Below are 20,819 nucleotides of genomic sequence, written 5' to 3' on the forward strand. Positions count from 1 at the left end.
GTGAATTCACTAATTCAATTTTCATTTTGGTAAAAATAGGTAACATATCATTAGGAGATTTTCCGCTTTTGCTGGCACCTATGGAGGATGTCAGCGACCCGCCGTTCAGGCTGGTGTGTAAAGAAAACGGAGCAGATCTGATGTACACTGAGTTTATTTCGTCTGAAGGCCTCATAAGGCATGCAGCAAAAAGTGTGCAGAAACTGGATATATTTGAGTATGAGCGCCCCATTGGCATTCAGTTGTTTGGCAGTGATGTTGAAACCATGGGCGAATGTGCCAGAATTGCTACGAATGCCAGTCCGGACCTGATAGATATCAATTACGGTTGCCCGGTTAAAAACGTGGCCTGCCGTGGCGCAGGAGCTGCTTTGTTGCAGGATGTTCCGAAAATGACAGAGATGACCGCCGCCGTTGTGAAAGCCACACACCTGCCTGTAACTGTAAAAACACGCCTGGGCTGGAATGAGGAAACTAAAAATGTGGAAGAAGTGGCCGAGCGATTGCAGGATGTAGGCATACAGGCGCTGACCATTCACGGGCGCACACGGGCCCAGATGTATAAAGGTGAAGCCGACTGGACGCTGATAGCCAGAATAAAGGAGAATCCGAGAATTAAAATACCGATTTTTGGAAACGGAGACATTGACTCACCTGAAAAGGCTCTTGAGTATAAAAACCGCTTTGGTGTAGACGGCATCATGATTGGCCGCGCAGCCATTGGTTACCCTTGGATATTTAATGAAATTAAGCACTATTTTGAAACCGGCCAGCAACTACCCGCCCCAAGTATTGACCAAAGGGTAGAGGCCGCACGTAAGCACCTTACGTTTTCTATAAAATGGAAAGGCGACCGCCTGGGTATTCTGGAAATGCGCCGGCATTACAGTAATTATTTTAAAGGCCTGCCCAATTTTAAAGAGTATCGTATGCGGATAGTGCAATCGTTGGATATTAACGAAATTATGGATATCCTGAACGAAATTCCGGTTTTGTATGATGGATACGTACTTGAAAAACAAGCCATAAAGGTTGAGTACGCCGGTGTAGATTAAACTAACCTATTATATAACAATTGAATACTGCCGTTTCTGCTACCCGTCGTAAAAACATAGTTGTATGGCTGTTGCTATGCCTGTTGGCCACCATGTGGGGTTCTTCTTTTTTAATCATGAAAAAAAGTCTGCCCGCTTTTACACCTGTGCAAATAGGTGCCCTCAGAATCATGTCGGCGGGTTTGGTTTTCCTGCCCTTGCTTATTAAGCACCGGAAAGATTATCCTGCCGCAAAAACAAAATACTTTGTACTTACCGGTTTATTAGGCTATTTTTTTCCTGCTTTTTTGTTTGCATTGGCTGGCACAAGGGTTAACAGCTCGCTGGTAGGGGCGCTCAATTCTGCCACTCCTCTTTTTGTGCTGGTGGTGGGTGCCTTGTTTTTTCAGCAGGCAATCAGGGTTTCACAATTGGCAGGGCTGGTGCTTGGTTTTGGGGGTAGTCTAATGCTTATACTCTCGGCAGGTAAAGACGGGCTCTCTTTCAATAATCCTTATGCCTTGCTGGTTATTGCGGCATCGCTCATGTATGGCTTCAATGTTAACATTACGGGTAAACATCTTAACACTATTAATCCGGTATTGCTAACCGGCTGGACACTCATTGGTGTTGCCCTTATGGCCGGTGTTATTCTCTTTTCTACAGATTTCATCCAAAAAATCAATCAGGCCAATATCGTACCCTTGTTATTAATTATTTTGCTGGGTGTGGTTAATTCTGGCATTGCTACTATTATTTTTAATTATATATTGCAGGCGGCTTCTCCGGTTTTTGCTTCGTCGGTTACCTACCTCATACCAATTGTAGCAACTATTATGGGCTTTTTAGACGGAGAACCAATTTCTTTGCTGCATTATTCAGGAATGAGTATTATATTAGTGGGTGTATATCTGATCAACAAAAAATAAGTTGTGCTTTATGCTGAAAGCGATTGTAAACGACACCGAAACCCTGGAGGTATCTGAAGACAAAGGGCATATACTTGTGAATAACGAGCCTTTTGATTGGAACCTGTCAAAGATTTCTGAAAAAGACTTTCATATTCTGAAAGACAATAAATCATATAATGTTGAGGTAGTAGAAGCCAACTATGCCGAAAAGACTTTTAAATTAAAAATCGGCGACACCGTTCATACCGTAAATCTGAAAGACAGAACAGATTTGCTTCTTGAAAAAATGGGCATGAGCAGCAGTAAATCAACCCGGTTGAACAACCTGAAAGCACCCATGCCCGGGCTTATCTATGAAATGAAAGTGCAGGTGGGTGATGAGGTTAAGAAAGGTGACGTTTTGTTGATTCTGGTAGCGATGAAGATGGAAAATGCTATTAAAGCCGCCGGCGACGGTAAGGTGAAGACAATAAAGGTAAAGACGGGTGAGACCGTAGAGAAGAACCAGGTAATAATGGAATTTGAATAAAATTTATTCGCTGCCCTCTTTCAACAAAGAGGGTATTTTTTTGATTGATTGAGACAAATATTTAATTTTACGCGCAAATCATACACTATGAACCAACTTAAATACAAAAGAATCCTTTTAAAGCTAAGTGGCGAAGCCTTAAATGGCGGAGATAAAAGCCAGATTATTAATTCAGATATCCTTTCGCAATACGCACTGGAAATCAAATCGGTGGTAGATGCGGGCTGCGAAGTGGCTATCGTTATCGGTGGTGGAAACATTTTCCGCGGGGCAAGTACTAACTCTGGTATTGAGCGCGAACAGGGTGATTACATGGGCATGATAGCCACCGTTATTAATGGTATGGCTATTCAGAGCGCCCTTGAAAAAGTTGGTTTAGTTACCCGGCTGCTGTCGGCAATTAAAATGGAACAGGTGGCCGAGCCATTTATACGCAGAAGAGCGATACGTCATCTTGAAAAGGGAAGAGTGGTAATACTCGGAGCCGGAACCGGTAATCCTTATTTTTCGACCGACTCTGGCGGGGCATTAAGAGCCAATGAATTAGGCGTTGACCTGCTTTTGAAAGGCACCAGTGTAGACGGTGTTTATACCGCCGACCCACGCAAAGACCCGACTGCCACCCGTTACACCCAGATAAGTTATGATGAGGCCATTAACAAAAACCTTAAAATAATGGACCTAACCGCATTTGCGCTTTGTAAAGAAAACAGAATGCCGATTGTGGTGTTTGATATGAATCAGGAAGGGAACCTGATGAAAGTGGTAACCGGCGAAGATATTGGAACGTTGGTAAGCGAGTAGTAATAATTGTGTGATTGAGTGAATTAATGACTGAGTGTTTAGGCTGAAATGGCTGATTGCAAAGTCATTATTCAAGAAAAATATTCACTCAATTACTCAACCACTAAATCACTAAATAGTAACAGAGACTGAAAAATATATTAGACAATGGAAGAAATTGATCTCGTAATTGATATGTCGAAGGACTCGATGGAGCGTGCCTTGAAACATACTCAAATTGAACTTTCGAAAATAAGAGCAGGAAGAGCCAGCGTAAATATGCTTGACGGCATCATGGTTGAATACTATGGTGTACCCACGCCATTAAACCAGGTATCGTCAGTGAGCACACCAGATGCCCGCACCATTGCCATTAAGCCTTTTGAGAGAAAATTAATCAACGATTTAGAACGCGCCATTATCAATTCAAATCTGGGCCTTTCGCCTGCCAATGATGGTGAAGTTATCCGTTTGAATATTCCACCATTGACAGAAGAACGCCGTCGTGATCTGGTAAAAAGAGTAAAAAGCGAAATTGAGGTGGCCCGCGTGAATATCCGTAAGGTTCGTCAGGAAGCGAACGATGAGTTAAAAAAGATTCAGAAAGACGGCGGCTCTGAAGACGAAGTGAAAAAAGCTGAAGACAGAGTGCAGAAACTGACTGATGCTTATATTCAGAAAGCAGAACAGATGCTGGCTGACAAAGAGAAAGATATCATGAGTGTTTAGACACAATAGAATTTTGATTTCGTACAAATGCCTGCTTTAAGCGGGCATTTTTGTTATACGTTAATTTCCTTGATTTTTTTCAAACTAAACCCTCAATCGGAAATTAGAATATTTCTTCTAATTTTGACATAAAAGAACAAAAACAGTGTCTATACCTAAGAACTTGACAGAAATGAACCCGGCCGATAGAATTATTGAACTGACAGAACAACTGAATTACTATAATGACCGCTATTATCAGGATAGCGTTTCGGAGATTTCGGATCAGGAATTTGACCTGATGCTAAAAGAACTGGAAAGCCTTGAAGCGGAGTATCCGGAACTGAAACAGCCTGATTCGCCAACGCACAGGGTAGGTGGGGGTATCACCAAAAATTTTGCCAGTGTGGCGCACCGGTATCCTATGCTTTCGCTGGCCAATACTTACAGCGAGCAGGAACTGCTTGATTTTGACGAACGTGTTAGAAAAGGGCTGAACGGGGAAAGCTATGAATATATATGCGAGCAGAAATTTGATGGTATTTCGTTATCAATGACCTACCAGAACAGGTTATTTGTAAGGGGTGTAACCAGAGGTGACGGGGTGAAAGGAGATGACATAACCACCAATATAAAAACACTAAAAAGCCTGCCATTAAAAGTTAATAATAAAGAGGGTATTATACTGCCCGATGTTTTTGAGGTACGCGGTGAAGGCTTTTTGCCTTTTGAATCTTTTGAACGCATGAACCGCGAGGCCGAAGAAGCTGGCGAAGAGAGTTATGCCAACCCAAGAAATGCGGCTTCTGGCACTTTTAAACTGCAGGATTCAAAAGAAGTGGCACGCCGTGGTTTGGATGCCTACGTTTATCAGTTTTTGTCTGACGACGAGATTTTCAGTACCCATGAAGAAAGCCTGATTGCACTAAAAAAACTGGGCTTTAAGGTATCTCAGACCTGGCGCAAGTGTACCAACATGGCAGAGGTAATGGCTTACATTAATGAATGGGAACAAGAGCGGTATAAGCTACCCCTGGCCACAGATGGTATCGTAATTAAACTTAACTCGTTTGCGCAAAGAGAAGAGCTGGGCTATACTGCCAAAAGCCCCCGCTGGGCCATTGCTTATAAATACAAGGCGGAGTCGAAACCTGCCATTCTGAGAGGCGTTACTTATCAGGTAGGGCGAACGGGGGCTATTACTCCGGTGGCGGAACTAGACAACGAGAAGCTGAACAACAAGGGTATCCATCTTTCAGGCACAACGGTAAAGCGGGCGTCGCTGCATAATGCCAATGAAATAGAAAGGCTGGATTTAAGAATAGGTGATACGGTTTTTGTTGAAAAGGGCGGAGAGATTATACCCAAAGTAACGGGCGTTGATTTGACGAGACGAAATCTTTTTATTTCGCAAAAGATTGAATACCCGACTCATTGCCCTGAATGCGGCGCTGAACTGTACAGAAAAGAAGGCGAAGCCAACCACTATTGCCCCAACGAAAAAGGATGCCCACCACAGATACGCGGCAGGATAGAGCATTTTATTCATCGCAAGGCTATGAATATTGATAGCCTGGGTGAAGGAAAAATTGAACTGCTTTATGAAAAAGGGCTGGTCAATGATGCCGCCGATTTGTATGACCTTACGTATGAAAAACTCTTTGGCCTCGAAAAAGTAATAGAAGACAAAGAGACTGGTAAAATAAAGAAGATTGGTTTCAAAGAAAAAACGGTACAGAATATTCTGGATGGTATTGAGAAATCGAAGCAAATGCCGTTTAAACAGGTGCTGTTTGCTATTGGTATCCGATTCGTGGGGGCAACAGTAGCCGAAAAACTGGCTGGTTTTTTCAAAAATATAGATGCAATTAAAAACGCTTCTTATGATGAATTAAGAACCGCACCTGAAATTGGAGACAAAATTGCGCTGAGTATTCTTGATTATTTTCAAAATGAAGATAATAACCAGTTTATTGAGCGGCTTCGGGCTGCAGGTTTACAGTTTACCGCGGGCAACGAAGTAAAAGAAATAGAAGGAGAAGCCTTAGCCGGAAAAACATTTTTGTATACCGGTACATTTGAGAACTTTGAGCGTGAGGCGCTGGAGCAGAAAATTGAGGCCAATGGGGGTAAGGTTGTTAGCGGGGTATCTGGCAAGCTCGATTACCTCATTGTTGGCGAAAAACCCGGCTCTTCAAAATTAGAAAAGGCTAAGAAACTGAATGTTAAAATGATATCAGAAACTGAATTTATGGATATGCTGGCTGTTTGATTTCAGGCTTGCTGAAACAAATCTACCAGCTCATCAACCAGTTTTTTGCCATAGACTTTGCCAGGGTCAAGGTCGGGGTCGTATATAGTCAGTTGAAACCCGCATACCAACCCCGACCTTAACAATGCCTTTAGCAATGTCTTAAGCTCTGCATAAGATAAACCATCTTCCTGCGGCGAATCGACGGCGGGCATAAGCTCTTCATCAAGCACATCAGCATCTACATGCAGCCATAGGCCGTCTACTTTATTTTTTCGTAGTTTTGCTATAAATGCATTGGCTGTTTCTTCAATTCCATTCGCTCTTAATTCGGGTAAGTCGGCACTAAAAATATTGGTATTATAGAAGTTGCCGTTGAAAGTTTCGTCATAGCATCGGTTGGCAAATTGAGCCGTATTGGCTTCGGCCACATACGGCTTCAGGTTGTCAATATTGGTAATAGCGTCTGGGCCTATGCCGGTTACAATGGCTAAATCCATACCTGCCACCCCACCTGTTGACGAACTTATTTTGGCTATGGCATAGTCTGAATGGCCATCAATATGGGCCAAACCATAAGTGCCTGACTGTTTAAGTGCCAGCATACTGCCTACTAAAATGCTGCAATCGCCACCAATTACAATTGGCAGCTGGTCTTTTTCTACAATACTTTTAATGACAGCCGCATATTGCTTACTGTAACTAAGTATTTCAGGCAGGTTTCTGATGCCTGTTTCAGCGTCAACCTTACCGCTGTAGGTAGGAGGTTCTATGTGTATATGCGCTGCTATATTCAGCCTTTCTGCAAATAAAAACTGCTTGAATACCCCAGGCATTTTTCTTGTACCCGGGCCATCTTTATCGGCATAGGGCATCCGTTTCAGACCCAGATTAGATGGAGCCGTTACAAAGACCAGGGTCTTATCAAGTATTTGTCCGGGGTTTGATGACATACTATTTATCTGTATTCAGCCAGACTACTTTTTGTTCAGGTGTATGCTCCTGCCCGATGATGTCTCGGTACAAATCCGGCCTTCTGGCTTTTTTGTACCGGTAGCCGCCTGCCTGTGTCAGTTTTTCAGGCGTTAGCGTGGCTGTTACAAAATCATCGCCCAGTGTGCGGCACTCAGCAATTATATCACCAAATGGGTCAACAATCATAGAGCAACCGTTTTTCAGCTGGTCAGCATCCATACCAATCGGGTTCGAGAAAATAGCATAAATGGCGTTATCATAAGCCCTGGCTGGCAGCCATTTCATTAGCCAGCCCCGGCCTTTCATGCCATCAAACTCCAGTCGCAACGAGGTTGGGTCGGCTTCCCTGTTCAGCCAGAGTTGGGGGTCTACAAAACCGGCGCCCGGCCTTGTAGATGGCGTGCACATGGTTACATGGGGCATAAAAATAACATCAGCGCCCAGTAGGGTGGTAGCACGCACGTTTTCTATGATATTATTATCGTAACAAATCAGAATGCTGCATTTCCAGCCGTGGATTTCAAATAGGCAATATTCGTTGCCGGGAGTAAGGTGAGGGTTGATAAAAGGATGCATTTTGCGGTATTTGGCCACCAGTCCGTTTTTATCTACGCATACATAGGCTTTAAAGAGGTTGTCTTCCTTGTCTTTTTCAAACAGCCCGGCAAGCACTACAATGCCATGCTTGCGGGCAATGGCTGTCAGTTGTTGAATGCTTTCTCCGTCAGGAATTTCCTCGGCTATGGCCAGCATCTGTTCTTTAGAAAGTGAGCGTGCAAAAGTATAACCGGTTACTGAACATTCATGAAACGCTATTACCTGCGAGCCAGCCTGCGCGGCTTTACCGGCCAGTTGGTCTATGACAGATAAATTATATGGTTTATTGCCGCTTTTGTTTTCAAATTGCGCCGTTGATATTCTCAGGTTGTTCATAATCAGGCTGGTAAGGGTATATATCCGGGTTCTCCTTCAATTTTTGGGAAAGACTGCTCTTTCCATCTGGTTTTGGCATCGTCAATAGTTTCTTTGCTGGTTGCTACAAAATTCCAGTAAATGAATCGTTCTTCCGCAAAGGGTTCTCCGCCAAAAATATAGATGGTACTGTTGGGTTTCAGGGTAAATTCACAAAGTTTATTGTCTTTGGCAACCAGAATACGCTTGGGTTCATAGCTGTTGCCTTCGGTTTCAATGCCGCCTTCTAAAATATATATGGCTACTTCGCCGTATAAATCGCGGCCGATGGTCAGGGTCTTTTCTTCCGTATTTTTAAGTTCAATCAAAAACAACTTGCTATAAACCGGCACCGGCGACTGATACCCCAAAGCTTCGCCTGCTACTAGTTTGTAAGTAATACCATCTTGCTGCCAGGTTGGTATTTCTTCAGCAGGGGCATGGTAAAATGTGGGTTCCATGGTTTCCAGCTCTTTGGGCAGGGCAATCCAGATTTGAAGGCCATGCAACATTTTATCGGTATCTCGCAGGTAGTCGGGTGTTCGTTCCGAATGCACTATGCCTTTACCGGCGGTCATCCAGTTTACTTCGCCCGGTTTTATTTCCATAACAGTGCCAAGGCTGTCGCGATGCATCATGTTACCTTCAAACAGATAGGTAAGTGTAGATAAACCGATATGCGGGTGCGGGCCAATATCTGCATTTTCTCTGTCACTCATGCAAACCGGACCCATGTGGTCAAGAAATATAAATGGTCCTACCATGCGCTTACCTCTGAATGGCAGCAACCGCCCCACCATAAAACTACCTAAGTGTGTGGGCCTTTCTTCAATTATCAGGCTGATATTGGACATTTTTTATTGAGTGAATGAGTGAATGAGTGAATGAGTGAATGAGTGATTGAGTGATTGAGTGAATTAGTGAATTAGTGAATGAGCGAATTAGTGATTTAGTGAATGAAATGTATAGTGGGTGTATTACTTACGGCTATTTGATTCAACAAAGCGCTACTTACGTTGTAATAATTACAGAAGTACAAATCATTAATGCACCTGAAATTTAAGACAACATAGCCGCCCACTGCATCAGGTTCTGAACCCAGAACATAATTTTAATGCTGTATTTTTTTAGCGCCAACGTTGATGGCTCAGTGGCTTTGCTGTTGTTGTTAAAATTTAAATCTAACAATAGCTTATTCAAAGGGTCTACTTTAGCAGATGCAACAGGCTTTTTAAACTTAAAAACCTTGGTTTTTTCTTTCCCGCTCCAGCTGAGTAGTTGCTGGCTTCCATCCATAAATTTCACCAGAATTTCAGTGGGCAATATCATATCACCCAAACGCTCTGCCGTAAATGTGCCTTCGGTGGTTTGTCCGTTTGTGGTGTTGTTTAATGAGCTGATGGCATAATCAAGCACCGGAGCCTTGTATAAAACCTGCTCAAAGTACCAGTTCATGTCAGGCCCGAATGTGTTTCCTAATCGTTTAGGCACAATCTCATTCACAATACTAATGAAATCCCGCACGCAAGGATGTCTGAAACGCCAGCGGGCAAAGTAGGTCTGCATTACTTCGTCCATTACTTTACGGCCTATCAGGTTTTCGAGGGTTTTCATCCAGACGGCGGTTTTGGTGTAGGTCATAATGGTATAAGTACCTTGCGGATACTCCCATGCTTTTCTGAAAACCTCGGTTATTTTCGGGTTTTTCATTTTTACATAACTCCTTCGCGACGTCTCCATGTCGTTGATAGTAAAACCGAAAAGGTTGACCTGCGAGCCGGGCGAATAGTTTTCGTCCATGATGCGGCCTTCAAAATACTGGTTAAAGCCTTCGTCCAGAAAAGACTCTTCAAATTCGTTACTGGCCAGCATACCCTGAAAATACTGATGCCCAAACTCATGTATGGTTACCAATTCAGGAAATTTCAGGCCTTTGGGTAATCCCCACAAGGTTCCGCAGGTAATAAAGGTCGGGTATTCCATACCGCCTGAACCACTGGCGTTGGCCGGAGGGTCAATCAGGCTCAGAACCGTATGCGGATATCGGCCAACGTGCTTCTCAAAATAGTTTAAGGCTGTAATGGCCGACTGAAAATAGCGTTCGGTTGAACCCGAATGTTCCGGTTGCATTACGGCTTTTATCTTTACGTGTTTCCATTGCCGCTCGCTGATTTCAAAACGCGGGGAGGCTGTCCAGGCAAAATCGTGTACGTCGTCTGCCTTATAGCTTATGGTTTTTGTATTATTTTTATTAAGTGTTTCTTTCTGAAAAATACCCGTTGCGGCCAGTTTATAATCTTTAGGTATGGTCATGTTTACCAGATAGCTGCCAAAGTCGGCGTAGAATTCGGTATGGGCATGAAACTGGTGGCAGTTCCACTGGCCTTTAGTGGCGTATCGCATACCAGCCGGTTCGTAAACACCAATTTTAGGAAACCACTGCCCAACCAGAAAGTAGTTATCAGCAAAGCCGGTACGGGCAAAAATTTTAGGTAATTTGGCTCTGAAATCAATATCCAGCGTAATGGTTTCATTTGGTTTCAGAGGTTTGCTGAGCGGCACACTGATTACGGTTCGGTCTTTATCGTTCAGGTCATCAGGCTGAATAAACTTTAGCTTCTGTGTCAGGGTTTCTCCATTGCGCACTTGCATTGAAACCACATCAATGTAACCCAGATTGGCTTTATCGGTAGCATCTAACTTGTCGCCACGTAGTTGTCCGCCTGATTCCTTCATGAAGGTCGAGTTTTTATCGCGGAATGCGTTCAGGTACAAATGAAACTGTAATTCGGTAATGTTATCGGTTGATGTGTTTTTCCAGACCAGTGTTTCTTTACCCAGCAGAATTTTCTTTTCGGCAAACAGCGTTACATCAATGTTGTAGTTGGCAATGCGGTTGCTTAAAGGTTTATTTTGTGCCCCGGCATTAAAAAAAAGGCATAAAAAAAGGCAGATACTCAAAAACTTGTTCATACAAATTGTTTATTTCAGAACCGGAAAAGATAATTGTGTAGCACTGGCAATCTGATATTTTCTTTTGCAATTTAGATAAATTAGTTAGTTATTAGAACAATTTTATAACATTTGAAGAAACTGTGGCTATGTTTATTCATAAGACGAACTTCCTGATGAGAGCCATGTATCCGGACTTTATCTGGCGAAAAAAAACACAGGAAAAGAAAATATACCTCACATTTGATGACGGCCCCATACCAGGAATAACCGAGTTTGTGCTGGAAACCCTGGCCGCATATAATGCCAGGGCAACTTTTTTTTGTATCGGTGATAACATCAGGAAACACCCGCTTGTTTTTGATAAAGTAATAGCAGGCGGGCATTCTGTTGGCAACCATACTTTTAATCATTTAAGAGGCTGGGATACTGCCACTGAAGCATATCTGGACAACGTAAAGCAATGTGACGCCCTGATTAGCAGTCAGGCCCGGTTGATGCTGCCTGGTAAGAAACTATTCAGGCCTCCGCATGGGCGAATCAGGCGTAGCCAGGCAAGGGCTTTGCTGCCTGAATATGATATTGTAATGTGGGATGTGCTGACAGCAGATTATGCCGCAGATATAGCGCCTGAAAAAGTACTGGCCAAAACACTGCAATACACAGAGGCAGGCTCTATAGTGCTTTTTCATGATAGCATTAAAGCCAACAAGAATATGAGTTTTGCTTTACCGAGATTCCTTGCGTATTTTTCAGAGAAGGGATTTCGTTTTGAATGTATCTGAAAAAAAATGTTGTGACAAGTTGGGCTTAATTCATCGTAATTAAACTCAGTATAACCTTTCAAACCATGAAAATTAAACGAGTGCTGTTTGCCTGGCTGCTGGTAATTGCGGCCAAGGCATTGTATAGCCAGAGTACATTTGCCGAGCAGAAAGCAGGGCATATTTATTATGTGTCAGTACCTAATTACATGACCAGAACAGTAAAGCTGAACGAGGTGGCATCTATGCAGTATGTTAATACCGTTAAAAACGCTTTTATGGTAGTTATTGATGATTCGAAAGAAGAATTGGAAATGAAGGGTATAAAATTCGGGTCGTTGCGCGAGTTTCATGATGAAAACATCATCAATCTGAAAGGCGAAAAAAACAAATGGACGGAGACGGATCCGCGTGAATTTGAATGGAAAGGCAACCGGTTTTTTCAGTCTGAGCTTGAGGTAGATTTTAAGGAAGCAAATGAAGAAGAGGTAAAGATTACCTATCTGATTACCTACGTTGAAACGAAAAAATATTATTATCAGATACTATGCTGGTCGTTGAGTTCGGAGTTTGATAAACTATTGCCCGATTTTAAAAAAATAGCGACCAGTATTAAGGATTAAACCCATGAGTTTACCGATGGTGAGTATCCTGATTGCTGCCCGCAATGAGGAAAACAATATAACCGACCTGCTGGAATCGCTCAGGAAACTGAGTTACCCAAAAGAATTTACACAAATTCTGATTGGTAATGATAGCTCAACAGACAATACGGCGGGTGTAATAAATGAATATCTGAAAGGTTTAACAGATGCCGACAGAAAAGCATTCAATGTATTGACCATTGAGAAGCAGGTGGCTCACCTGAAGGGCAAGGCTAATGTGCTGGCTCAATTGGCTGCACATTCCACAGGCGAATATCTGTTCATTACCGATGCGGATGTAGAAGTACCGGCCCATTGGATTGAACAAATGATGGCACTAATGAATAAAAAGCCCGGCGAAAACAGGGTAGGTGTGGTTACCGGCATTACTTTAGTGAAGAACACCAACTGGTTTGAAGCCTGTCAGGCTCTTGAATGGTTTTTTGCATTGAAGATAATGAAAACCCTGACCGATATGAAGATACCTTCAACGGCTATGGGCAATAACATGATGGTGCTGAAAGAAGCGTATCTGGCCACAGGTGGTTATGAGGGATTTGAATTTTCAATAGTAGAAGACTACGCGCTTTATAAAGCTATAATAGACAAAGGGTATGCCTACAAACAAGGGTTTGATGCCTCGGTTATGACCATTACCAAGCCACCCCCTCATTATTTTGAGCAGCGTAAAAGATGGGTGGCCGGAGGGTTATCTACGGGTACAGCACTTATTTTTCCGGCATTGTTGCAGGGGGTTGCTTTACCGGTTTTGGTCATTCTCGGTTTTTTCTACTGGCAGATTCCTGTTTTTGTTTTTGGTCTTAACCTACTCATTAATATGATTGTGGGTTACGGTATTTTAACCCGTCTGCATCAGTTACGGTTGTTTCGTTACATTCCAGCCTACACGGTGTATATGTATGTTTTCTGGTTTTTGCAGTTGGTAAGTTATATATTGCCTACCAGGCTGGTCTGGAAAGGACGGCAGTATTAACCATTAAAAGCATTTTGTTGCCAACTTATGCAGGTCGGCGTGCGTAAAAAGTAATCCTTTCAAAAAAACATGAAAATTACTGTAATTACTATTGATTAACCTTTTGAGATTGCATTAAACATATTTTTTCCACTTAAAATAAATCCAGAGCGTAGCTGTTATCAGAACCATGCCCCCAAGTGTATAAAAATAACCATACGGGTGCCGAAGCTCAGGCATGTTGTCGAAATTCATGCCGTAAATACCTGCTATAAACGACAAAGGCATAAAAATTGCCGTGAAAACCGTAAGGGTTTTCATAACCGAATTCATTTTGTTGCTCAGGCTGGTCAGGTAAATATTCTGTATATTCTCAACTATTTCTCGGTAGGTTTCAATGGTATCCAGTATCTGCAATACATGATCGTAGAGGTCTCTTATATAAATATGGGTAGCAGACTGAATAAGAGGCGACTCCTCTCTGACGAGCGTACCGAACATATCGCGCAGAGGTAAAACTGCTTTTCTGACAGTCATCAGCTCTTGTTTCAGCAGGTACAATTGTTTCTGGTCGTCGGTTTGGGGTTTATCAATAATTTTTATTTCAAGTTCTTCGAGTTTTTCGCCCAGTTTTTCAAGCACCACAAAGTAATTATCAACTACCAGGTCGCAGCACGAATAATACAGATAGTCGGCTTTTCCCCGGCGGGTTTTGCCTATTGATGCTTTTAAGCGGCTGAAAATAGGTGCAAACACATCAGCTTTATGAATCTCCTGAAAACTGATTACGTAATTTTCTCCCAATACCAGAGCCACGTGTTCTGACTCAATCATGTTTAGCTCTGTGTTAAACTGAAACATTTTAAGTACAGTAAAAAGGTGGTTGTCGCCAAAATGCTCCATTTTTGGTTTTTGGCCGGTGTTCAGGATGTCTTCCAGCAAAAGCGGATGTAAATGATAAAGCTTGCCGATGGCCTCAATGACCTGCACTTCATGTATACCGTCAATATCCAGCCAAACCACCTGATTCTCTTTTTTAGACGGGCGGCAATCATTTAAAACTTTAGTGGTTTTTTCGTTATAAACCTCCTGATTAAACTCTACAAGTTTAATAGTGGTGCTTTCGGCTACTTCTTTGCCCACGTAAACCAATGTGCCGGGCGAAGTAAAAGCTTTTTTGTTAATATAAGTGTTGAGTTTTTTATGATGCTTAGACATAGCCTGGAACGATTACTCAAAAAAATCTTTATTGAAATTGATTAGAAAAACCTCTTTTACGCCGCGGGTAACTGCCGTATAAAGCCACCGGATATAGTCATTGTCAATCTCGGTGTCAGGGGGCAGGTATCCCTGGTCTATAAAAACGGCATCCCATTGCCCACCCTGCGACTTATGACAGGTAAGGGCATAGGCAAATTTTACCTGCAAGGCGTTCAGGTAAGGGTCTGCTTTTAATAATTCCTGTCGCTCTTTTTTCGACTTCGCCCAGAAATAGTCTTTCATCACGCTTTCATACAAGGCCTTGTTTTCTTCCTGCGTTAAGGTAGGGGCGTTTGAATAAAGCGTGTTCAGTATCAGTTTGGCATCAAACTCGGGCTCATCGGGGTAATCAACCAACCTTAGAGAAGCGTTTATAAACCTGAAACCGTGTATTTCTTCCTCTTTACGCAGCTTTACTATTTCCACAAAGTCGCCGTTGGCAATAAAACCAGCTTTAGAATCTTCATTCAGAACCGAATAATTATTGCGTACAACCATCAGCATATCACCGCTTTCAATTTCACTATCGGCATAGTTAATGGCGTTTCTGATGTATCGGTTATACTGCACCGCTGTTTTGTTAGACCTCGTAATAATAGTCGTATTTTCTCGGCCATACTTCCCATAGGCATATCGCAGGCCGTCTTCCAGGCGGTCGCTACCCATTTTGTATATATCTTTAAACCTGCTGGTCATTAATCTGATCGCCGGGTTTTCAGTATCAAGCAAATCTCTTAGTGCCGTCGCATTGGCCAATATGCCCGACTGCTGCTCCTGCCGCATTACTTCTGTCAGGCAATGTTCGGTCAGTTCTGTGTGGTAGTGGTTCCTCAGGTGGTCGGCATTCAGGGCAGGGCTTACGTTCATTTTCACGGGGGGCAGCTGGGCTTCATCACCAATCAGTATTAATTTGTTGGTTTCCTGTTCAAAAACAAAGTCCAGCAGGTCGTGCAGCAGGCTTTTAGTGCCAAAATCGCGCTCGTCTGATATCATAGAGGCCTCATCTACAATATAAACGGTGCCTTCATTATTGTTTTTTACCCGCTCAAATACCAGTGCACCAGTATAGGTGTTCTCTACCATCCGGTATATTTTCTTGTGTATCGTAAAAGCGCTTTTTTTAGCATAGCCTGCCATTACTTTAGCGGCACGGCCGGTAGGTGCCATCAGTACCGATTTATAGCCAAACTCTTTCAACACTTTTAAAAGTGTGTTAATAAAGGTAGTTTTACCGGTACCGGCGTAGCCTTTCAGTAAAAATACATCTCTGTATTTATCCTCACTCAGAATAAACTCATCCATCAACTCAAACAAGCGGGCTTGTCCGGGTGTTGGCGTAAAAGGAAATTTTTTAAATAACCTTTCTGAAGGTTTAATATCTGGGGCAAGGTTCATCTACGGAAGCACATTATTTTATGCAAAGTAAGCAGATATATGTCGTGCATAAAAAGGTAGCTATGAATCTATTAGAAAATACCTCAAAAAACATTCATATTTTCTGAAGTCCGCTAAGATAGTAATCTATATCTTTGCAGAATCTTTCTAATTACTAATGCCAATTAAAACGCAGGAAGCAGCCTTAAAATTTTACGGGCATCAGATTCGTGTCAGGGTTTGTGGGGTATGTATAGAAAATGAGCAGATATTGCTGGTGTGCCATAAAGGCATTGTGAACGACAATGACGTTTGGCTGCCCCCCGGTGGAGGGGTTGAGGAAGGCGAGCAACTGCCAATTGCTTTGGCGCGTGAGTTTTTGGAAGAAACCGGACTGGAAATAAGTGTAGGCCGATTTTTGTTTGTGTCGGAGTTTATTCACTACCCTTTGCATGGTGTTGAGTTGTATTTTGAAGTAAAGGTTGTATCTGGAGCTTTAAAAACAGGGCATGACCCCGAGGCTGACCACCACATACAAGTAATAAAAGAGGTAAAGTGGGTGCCTGTTAAAAACAGAGAATATGTTTCAGAGGAGCTTTACAGGAAGATAAATAACCAGGATGTCTGATGTTTTTGCCTATCTGGTAAAATATTGCGATATTCCGTTTTGAATAATAAAAATAGGGTAGATAATTTGGAGGCCACTGTAACTAATATTTCGCCTAGCTTTGAGGTTAAGGACGACCGCTTTGATGTGAGTCAGATAGCAGACTGCCATTTGCTGATTGAGGCGGGGCATGACCGTTTTCGTTTTGCAGTTTATAATACTATTCATGAGGTGGTTATGTGGCTGGAAGACTACCACGTTTTTTCTTTATTTAAGCACAGCCAGCTTTTGGCTACCGTAAAGCAGATCTACAAGAACCACCCGTTTTTATCAGCCAATTACTGGAAGAGCATCAGGCTTACCGTGAGCACTAACCACTTTACCCTGATACCGGATGAGCTTTATCAGCCAGACGACATGGCCAAATATCTTAATTTTGCTGCCGGTAAAAATCTGTCAGAACTCGAGCAGGCTTTTGAATTTAAACATGGCCACTCGGGTATTGTTAATGTTTTCAGTGTAGAAAAAGAGTTGGTTAACTGGCTGAAAGAAATGTATCCGGCCAAGAAAATAACGCCACAACCTTTGCTGAGTACGCTGATAGAGGGGAGCATCAAAGATAAAACCAACACAGGGTTGCATTTGTATTTTGAAGAAAACTACGTATCGGTGGTTTATTTTCAGGATGCCCGACTGCATTTCTGCAACAGGCTTCAATACCGTACTGCCCAGGACATGGTTTATTACGTTATGTTTATTATGAACGAGCTTACACTGGATGCCGACGTACCCGTTAGATTTTATGGCGAGATAACCACTTTTTCAGAGGGGTTTGTGCTTCTGAACAAAACTTTCAAAAATATTGAATTTGCTGCCAACCCGTCCAGAATAAAATTCAGCCAGTATTTTGAAGAAATGCCCGAGCACCGGTATTACACCCTCTTTTGTTCTTATTATCTCTACTGACCAAAGCTTTAGTTTTGTTAATCCCTGACAGATTAAATTTTTGTTGATATTTACTGCATTATTTTTATATTACCTGCCTGTGTGTTAATTTCGAATCGAATTATTTAAAACACTTCAAAAAAGATTTTGATTTAATTCACAACAATCGCTAAGTTAAATTGGGTGTACTCTCATATGATTGATAAACACCAGATTAACATCTGGATAGTTTTTATAACCGGGTAAATCAGGTACCCTGAGTTGTAGAGGCTTCTCCTTTGTTTATTTGTTTTATCGGCAAATAATCCACCAATCTGTTATTTCAAATTTCCTATTCAAGCATTCAGTACCGAAAGCGGTATGGGTGTTCAGGCTGGAGTTGGAATAATAAATATGTAGCCATGCTTTTGACCGTTTAAATCGTTTTTTAATTACAATCTGACTATTATTTATAGTACTTTACGCCCTATTATTAAATGAAGAACAGAAGTCGCAAACGCATGATTACGTCCGTTTTATTATTCTTTTCTATGTCTGTGATGAGTTGTGCTCCAGAAGTAGTCACAACCAAACCGCCCGTAGACACCACTGTTGTAAAACCCGCAGCAGAAAGTTATGTACGTATAAGCCCTCAGAACAAGGCATACCTACAGCTTACCAATGGCGATACCTTTATACCTATCGGTATCAATACTTCATTTATCAGGCAGGAAGACAAAGAAGAAGTTATCTTGCAGAAATACGAACACTATTTTCAGGAAACAGCAAAGTATGGTGGTAATTTTGCCAGAATCTGGCTTAGCGCGCCTGCTTTTGAAATTGAAAATAAAAAAATAGGTGTTTACGATTCGGTTATTGCCCAGCGGGTTGATAAACTTGTAGCATTGGCCGAAAAATACCAGATAAGATTAAAACTTTGCTTTGAGCATTTCAGAGATTTAACCGGGTATCCGGCGCCCTTTGTTTACTCGCTTGCTTTCGACAAACCATTTTATGCTGTTAAAAACGGTGGCAAATTTAAAGATATGCCCGACTACATTAATAGCAAAGAAGGCAGAGCCGTGTATCTCAACCGGGCGGCATTCTGGCTAAACCGGTATGCCAACAAACCCATAATATTTGGTTGGGAACTGTGGAACGAAATGGAGCATACCAGAGTGCCTACGCCAGCTGTGGAGGCCTGGATGAAAGAGATTTTTCCGGGTGTTAAAAAACTGGCACCTAACCATCTGGTTATGCAGAGCATGGGTAGCATGAGTACCTCTTGGGCAAGGTCTATTTATAAAACATTTTCGGCCATTCCTGATAATTCAATTGCTCAGGTGCATCGGTACCTTGACATGGGGGCCGAACTGGCGGTTTGCAGAGGGCCAATGGATGAATTGGCTGCAGATGCCATTAACGATTTAAGGTCGTTTAATCTTGATAAACCAATTGTTCTGGCAGAAACAAGCGCCGTTGAGCCTAACCATTCGGGGCCATCTAAATTGTTTGATAAAGACGTAAACGGTATTTTGTTTCACGATTTACTTTTTGCTCCATTCTTTTCTGGCTCGGCAGCTCCGGGGCAAAGCTGGTACTGGGATTTTTATGTTGACAAGAATAACTTGTGGTATCATCTGGGCCGTTTTAGCCAAGCCATTAAAGGATTTGACCCTGTAAAAGAAAATGCCAAACCCTACTTTAGCAATGGCGAAAACCAACTTAAGATTTACAGTTTACTGGGTACCGGCAAAGACCTGGTATGGATAAGAGATGGCGAAAACAACTGGCAGACCGAGCTTGTAAATGGTAAGGCTCCGCGGGTAGTTAAAAGCCAGAAGTTTAAACTTGAATCCGGAGTGGTAAGAGTAGAGTTTTATGACCCCTGGAAACAACAATGGACCAAAGGAGAAATAAAAAACAATGCAACAATCTTGCCCGATTTCAGCAGGTCTATTGTTGTGAGAGTTGAGAAAATGTAAGCGCAGAAAGATATAAAAAGGTGAATATTAGGCATGAGAAAAGCCTTTAGTTTTGCAGATTTACGGCTGAAATATTAAAAGTTTTAAAATATTCAGTCAACTTTGCCTTTCCTTAAATTTTTGAGGTTTAATTTTATTGCTTAAAAAGGCAAACAGTAATTCTGGCTGGCTTTCTCACCCATTCTAATTAACCCTGGTTTTACATGAAAAAAATAGCGTTATTCCCCGGTTCATTTGACCCCTTCACCAAAGGCCATGCTGATATTGTTTTAAGAGGGCTTAAACTGTTTGATGAGGTAATAATAGGTATAGGCACCAATACCCAGAAAAATCGCTATTTCCCTTTAGAACTGATGGTGCAGAAAATCAGAGAGGCATTTAAAGGAACCGACGGAGTAAGAATAATTACTTATGATGACCTGACCGCCAATGTAGCCCGTAACCTGGGGGCTAATTTTCTTTTGAGGGGGCTTAGAAACACTACCGATTTTGAATACGAAAACACGATATCGCAGGTAAACCGCCATCTGATAGATGATTTGGAAACCGTATTTCTCATTACATCGCCAGAACTGGCACCTATCAGTTCTACCATTGTAAGAGAGCTACATAAGTACGGGGCCAAGGTAAATGATTTTTTACCGTATAACCTTGAATAAAAACACGCCGTTCTACGTTTACTCTAGGCTGAAATACTAATTTTGCAGCCATAATTTATTTTCCTCACGGTAAACTCACATGAAAAAACTACTTTTTATACTAATGTTGTCAGTTTTTGCGGCAGCCTGCAAAAGCGACGGCAATAATCCTGCCACTGCTTCGGTAAAGATACTGTCGGCCAATTACTGGAAACTTGACCGTTACACCGACGTAAACGGAAAAACCTTGGGAAACAACGAGCTGAATTCTCAGGCTCAGGCCATATTTGATCTTGAATTTGAGTTCCGGGAAGACAACGTAACCCGCGGACGCGACAGAGTGTCAAAGCAAATAAAAAATGCAGGCACATGGTATCTTAAAAGCAATAATACGATAATGGAGATTCAGATTACCGGTTTCGGTGGCGATTTTAAAGTAATACAGCTTGCCAATACCAAACTGATACTGCAAGCCACCAATAATCAGTTAATATCCTCTAACAGTACCGTTAATCTTGAACTGGTGCCGTCTTTATAGAGTATCTGTTTTTCTTCA

At 42.2% G+C, this 20,819-nt stretch carries 20 protein-coding genes; 14 read left to right on the top strand and 6 right to left on the bottom strand.

Translation table 11 applies throughout. The features are described 5' to 3' along the window. Positions 1-26: 26 nt before the first annotated feature. The 6 genes from dusB to ligA all read left to right on the top strand — a co-directional run bounded on the left by dusB (position 27) and on the right by ligA (position 6,237). Entirely contained in the window at positions 27-1,055 is a 1,029-nt protein-coding gene (dusB, locus tag NZ848_RS18805) for a tRNA dihydrouridine synthase DusB (protein WP_259016829.1), read from the top strand. Positions 1,056-1,126: 71 nt separating this feature from the next. Further along, the gene (locus tag NZ848_RS18810; RefSeq protein WP_259016847.1) at positions 1,127-1,963 is read left to right on the top strand and encodes a DMT family transporter; all 837 of its coding nucleotides are present in this window, start codon (positions 1,127-1,129) and stop codon (positions 1,961-1,963) included. A gap of 10 nt (positions 1,964-1,973) precedes the next feature. Beyond that, the gene (locus NZ848_RS18815; RefSeq protein ID WP_259016830.1) at positions 1,974-2,474 is read left to right on the top strand and encodes an acetyl-CoA carboxylase biotin carboxyl carrier protein subunit; all 501 of its coding nucleotides are present in this window, start codon (positions 1,974-1,976) and stop codon (positions 2,472-2,474) included. Between the two features lie 87 nt (positions 2,475-2,561). Further along, entirely contained in the window at positions 2,562-3,278 is a 717-nt protein-coding gene (pyrH, locus tag NZ848_RS18820; protein WP_253528178.1) for a UMP kinase, read from the top strand. Positions 3,279-3,425: 147 nt separating this feature from the next. After that, positions 3,426-3,986: a ribosome recycling factor gene (gene frr / locus NZ848_RS18825; RefSeq protein ID WP_259016831.1), complete on the top strand. Its 561-nt coding sequence runs from the start codon at positions 3,426-3,428 to the stop codon at positions 3,984-3,986. A gap of 172 nt (positions 3,987-4,158) precedes the next feature. Next, entirely contained in the window at positions 4,159-6,237 is a 2,079-nt protein-coding gene (gene ligA / locus NZ848_RS18830; RefSeq protein ID WP_259016848.1) for an NAD-dependent DNA ligase LigA, read from the top strand. Between the two features lie 2 nt (positions 6,238-6,239). Here the strand turns inward: ligA and NZ848_RS18835 are convergent, their stop codons facing one another. From NZ848_RS18835 to NZ848_RS18850, 4 genes are all read right to left on the bottom strand, one after another. Then, the gene (locus tag NZ848_RS18835) at positions 6,240-7,169 is read right to left on the bottom strand and encodes an arginase family protein (RefSeq protein ID WP_259016832.1); all 930 of its coding nucleotides are present in this window, start codon (positions 7,167-7,169) and stop codon (positions 6,240-6,242) included. Position 7,170: 1 nt separating this feature from the next. After that, positions 7,171-8,124, bottom strand: coding sequence for a nitrilase family protein (locus NZ848_RS18840; protein ID WP_259016833.1), 954 nt, complete (start codon positions 8,122-8,124; stop codon positions 7,171-7,173). 2 nt (positions 8,125-8,126) lie between these two features. Then, positions 8,127-8,996 carry a pirin family protein gene (locus NZ848_RS18845; protein WP_259016834.1) on the bottom strand — a complete coding sequence of 290 codons (870 nt, stop codon included), beginning with the start codon at positions 8,994-8,996 and terminating at the stop codon, positions 8,127-8,129. Positions 8,997-9,201: 205 nt separating this feature from the next. Next, a complete protein-coding gene (locus NZ848_RS18850) occupies positions 9,202-11,115 on the bottom strand; it encodes a M1 family metallopeptidase (RefSeq protein WP_259016835.1) in 1,914 nt (637 codons plus the stop codon). Positions 11,116-11,243: 128 nt separating this feature from the next. Between NZ848_RS18850 and NZ848_RS18855 the strand changes: the two genes are divergently transcribed. The 3 genes from NZ848_RS18855 (at position 11,244) to NZ848_RS18865 (ending at position 13,496) form a co-directional block, all read left to right on the top strand. Continuing rightward, the gene (locus NZ848_RS18855) at positions 11,244-11,879 is read left to right on the top strand and encodes a polysaccharide deacetylase family protein (RefSeq protein ID WP_259016836.1); all 636 of its coding nucleotides are present in this window, start codon (positions 11,244-11,246) and stop codon (positions 11,877-11,879) included. 65 nt (positions 11,880-11,944) lie between these two features. Further along, positions 11,945-12,481 (top strand): hypothetical protein, encoded by a 537-nt coding sequence (locus NZ848_RS18860; protein WP_259016837.1) that lies wholly within the window; start codon positions 11,945-11,947, stop codon positions 12,479-12,481. 4 nt (positions 12,482-12,485) lie between these two features. After that, positions 12,486-13,496 (top strand): glycosyltransferase, encoded by a 1,011-nt coding sequence (locus NZ848_RS18865; protein WP_259016838.1) that lies wholly within the window; start codon positions 12,486-12,488, stop codon positions 13,494-13,496. Positions 13,497-13,610: 114 nt separating this feature from the next. On the opposite strand, the gene corA is transcribed toward NZ848_RS18865, so the two are convergent. Then, complete coding sequence (gene corA / locus NZ848_RS18870; RefSeq protein ID WP_259016839.1) at positions 13,611-14,693, bottom strand: magnesium/cobalt transporter CorA; 1,083 nt, start codon at positions 14,691-14,693, stop codon at positions 13,611-13,613. Positions 14,694-14,705: 12 nt separating this feature from the next. Next, positions 14,706-16,130: an ATP-dependent DNA helicase gene (locus NZ848_RS18875; protein ID WP_259016840.1), complete on the bottom strand. Its 1,425-nt coding sequence runs from the start codon at positions 16,128-16,130 to the stop codon at positions 14,706-14,708. A 157-nt stretch (positions 16,131-16,287) separates the two neighbouring features. On the opposite strand from NZ848_RS18875, the gene NZ848_RS18880 reads away from it, so the two are divergent. The 5 genes from NZ848_RS18880 to NZ848_RS18900 all read left to right on the top strand — a co-directional run bounded on the left by NZ848_RS18880 (position 16,288) and on the right by NZ848_RS18900 (position 20,801). Beyond that, complete coding sequence (locus NZ848_RS18880) at positions 16,288-16,737, top strand: NUDIX domain-containing protein (RefSeq protein ID WP_259016841.1); 450 nt, start codon at positions 16,288-16,290, stop codon at positions 16,735-16,737. A gap of 39 nt (positions 16,738-16,776) precedes the next feature. Continuing rightward, on the top strand, positions 16,777-17,682 hold the full coding sequence (locus NZ848_RS18885) for a DUF3822 family protein (RefSeq protein ID WP_259016842.1): 906 nt from the start codon (positions 16,777-16,779) through the stop codon (positions 17,680-17,682). Between the two features lie 455 nt (positions 17,683-18,137). Continuing rightward, entirely contained in the window at positions 18,138-19,625 is a 1,488-nt protein-coding gene (locus NZ848_RS18890) for a glycoside hydrolase family 5 protein (RefSeq protein WP_259016843.1), read from the top strand. A gap of 203 nt (positions 19,626-19,828) precedes the next feature. Then, entirely contained in the window at positions 19,829-20,284 is a 456-nt protein-coding gene (gene coaD / locus NZ848_RS18895) for a pantetheine-phosphate adenylyltransferase (protein WP_101725870.1), read from the top strand. Between the two features lie 79 nt (positions 20,285-20,363). Next, on the top strand, positions 20,364-20,801 hold the full coding sequence (locus tag NZ848_RS18900; RefSeq protein ID WP_101725869.1) for a hypothetical protein: 438 nt from the start codon (positions 20,364-20,366) through the stop codon (positions 20,799-20,801). Positions 20,802-20,819: the final 18 nt, after the last annotated feature.

It is taken from the genome of Emticicia fluvialis (assembly GCF_024793945.1).
In the GTDB taxonomy this organism is placed as follows: domain Bacteria; phylum Bacteroidota; class Bacteroidia; order Cytophagales; family Spirosomataceae; genus Emticicia; species Emticicia fluvialis.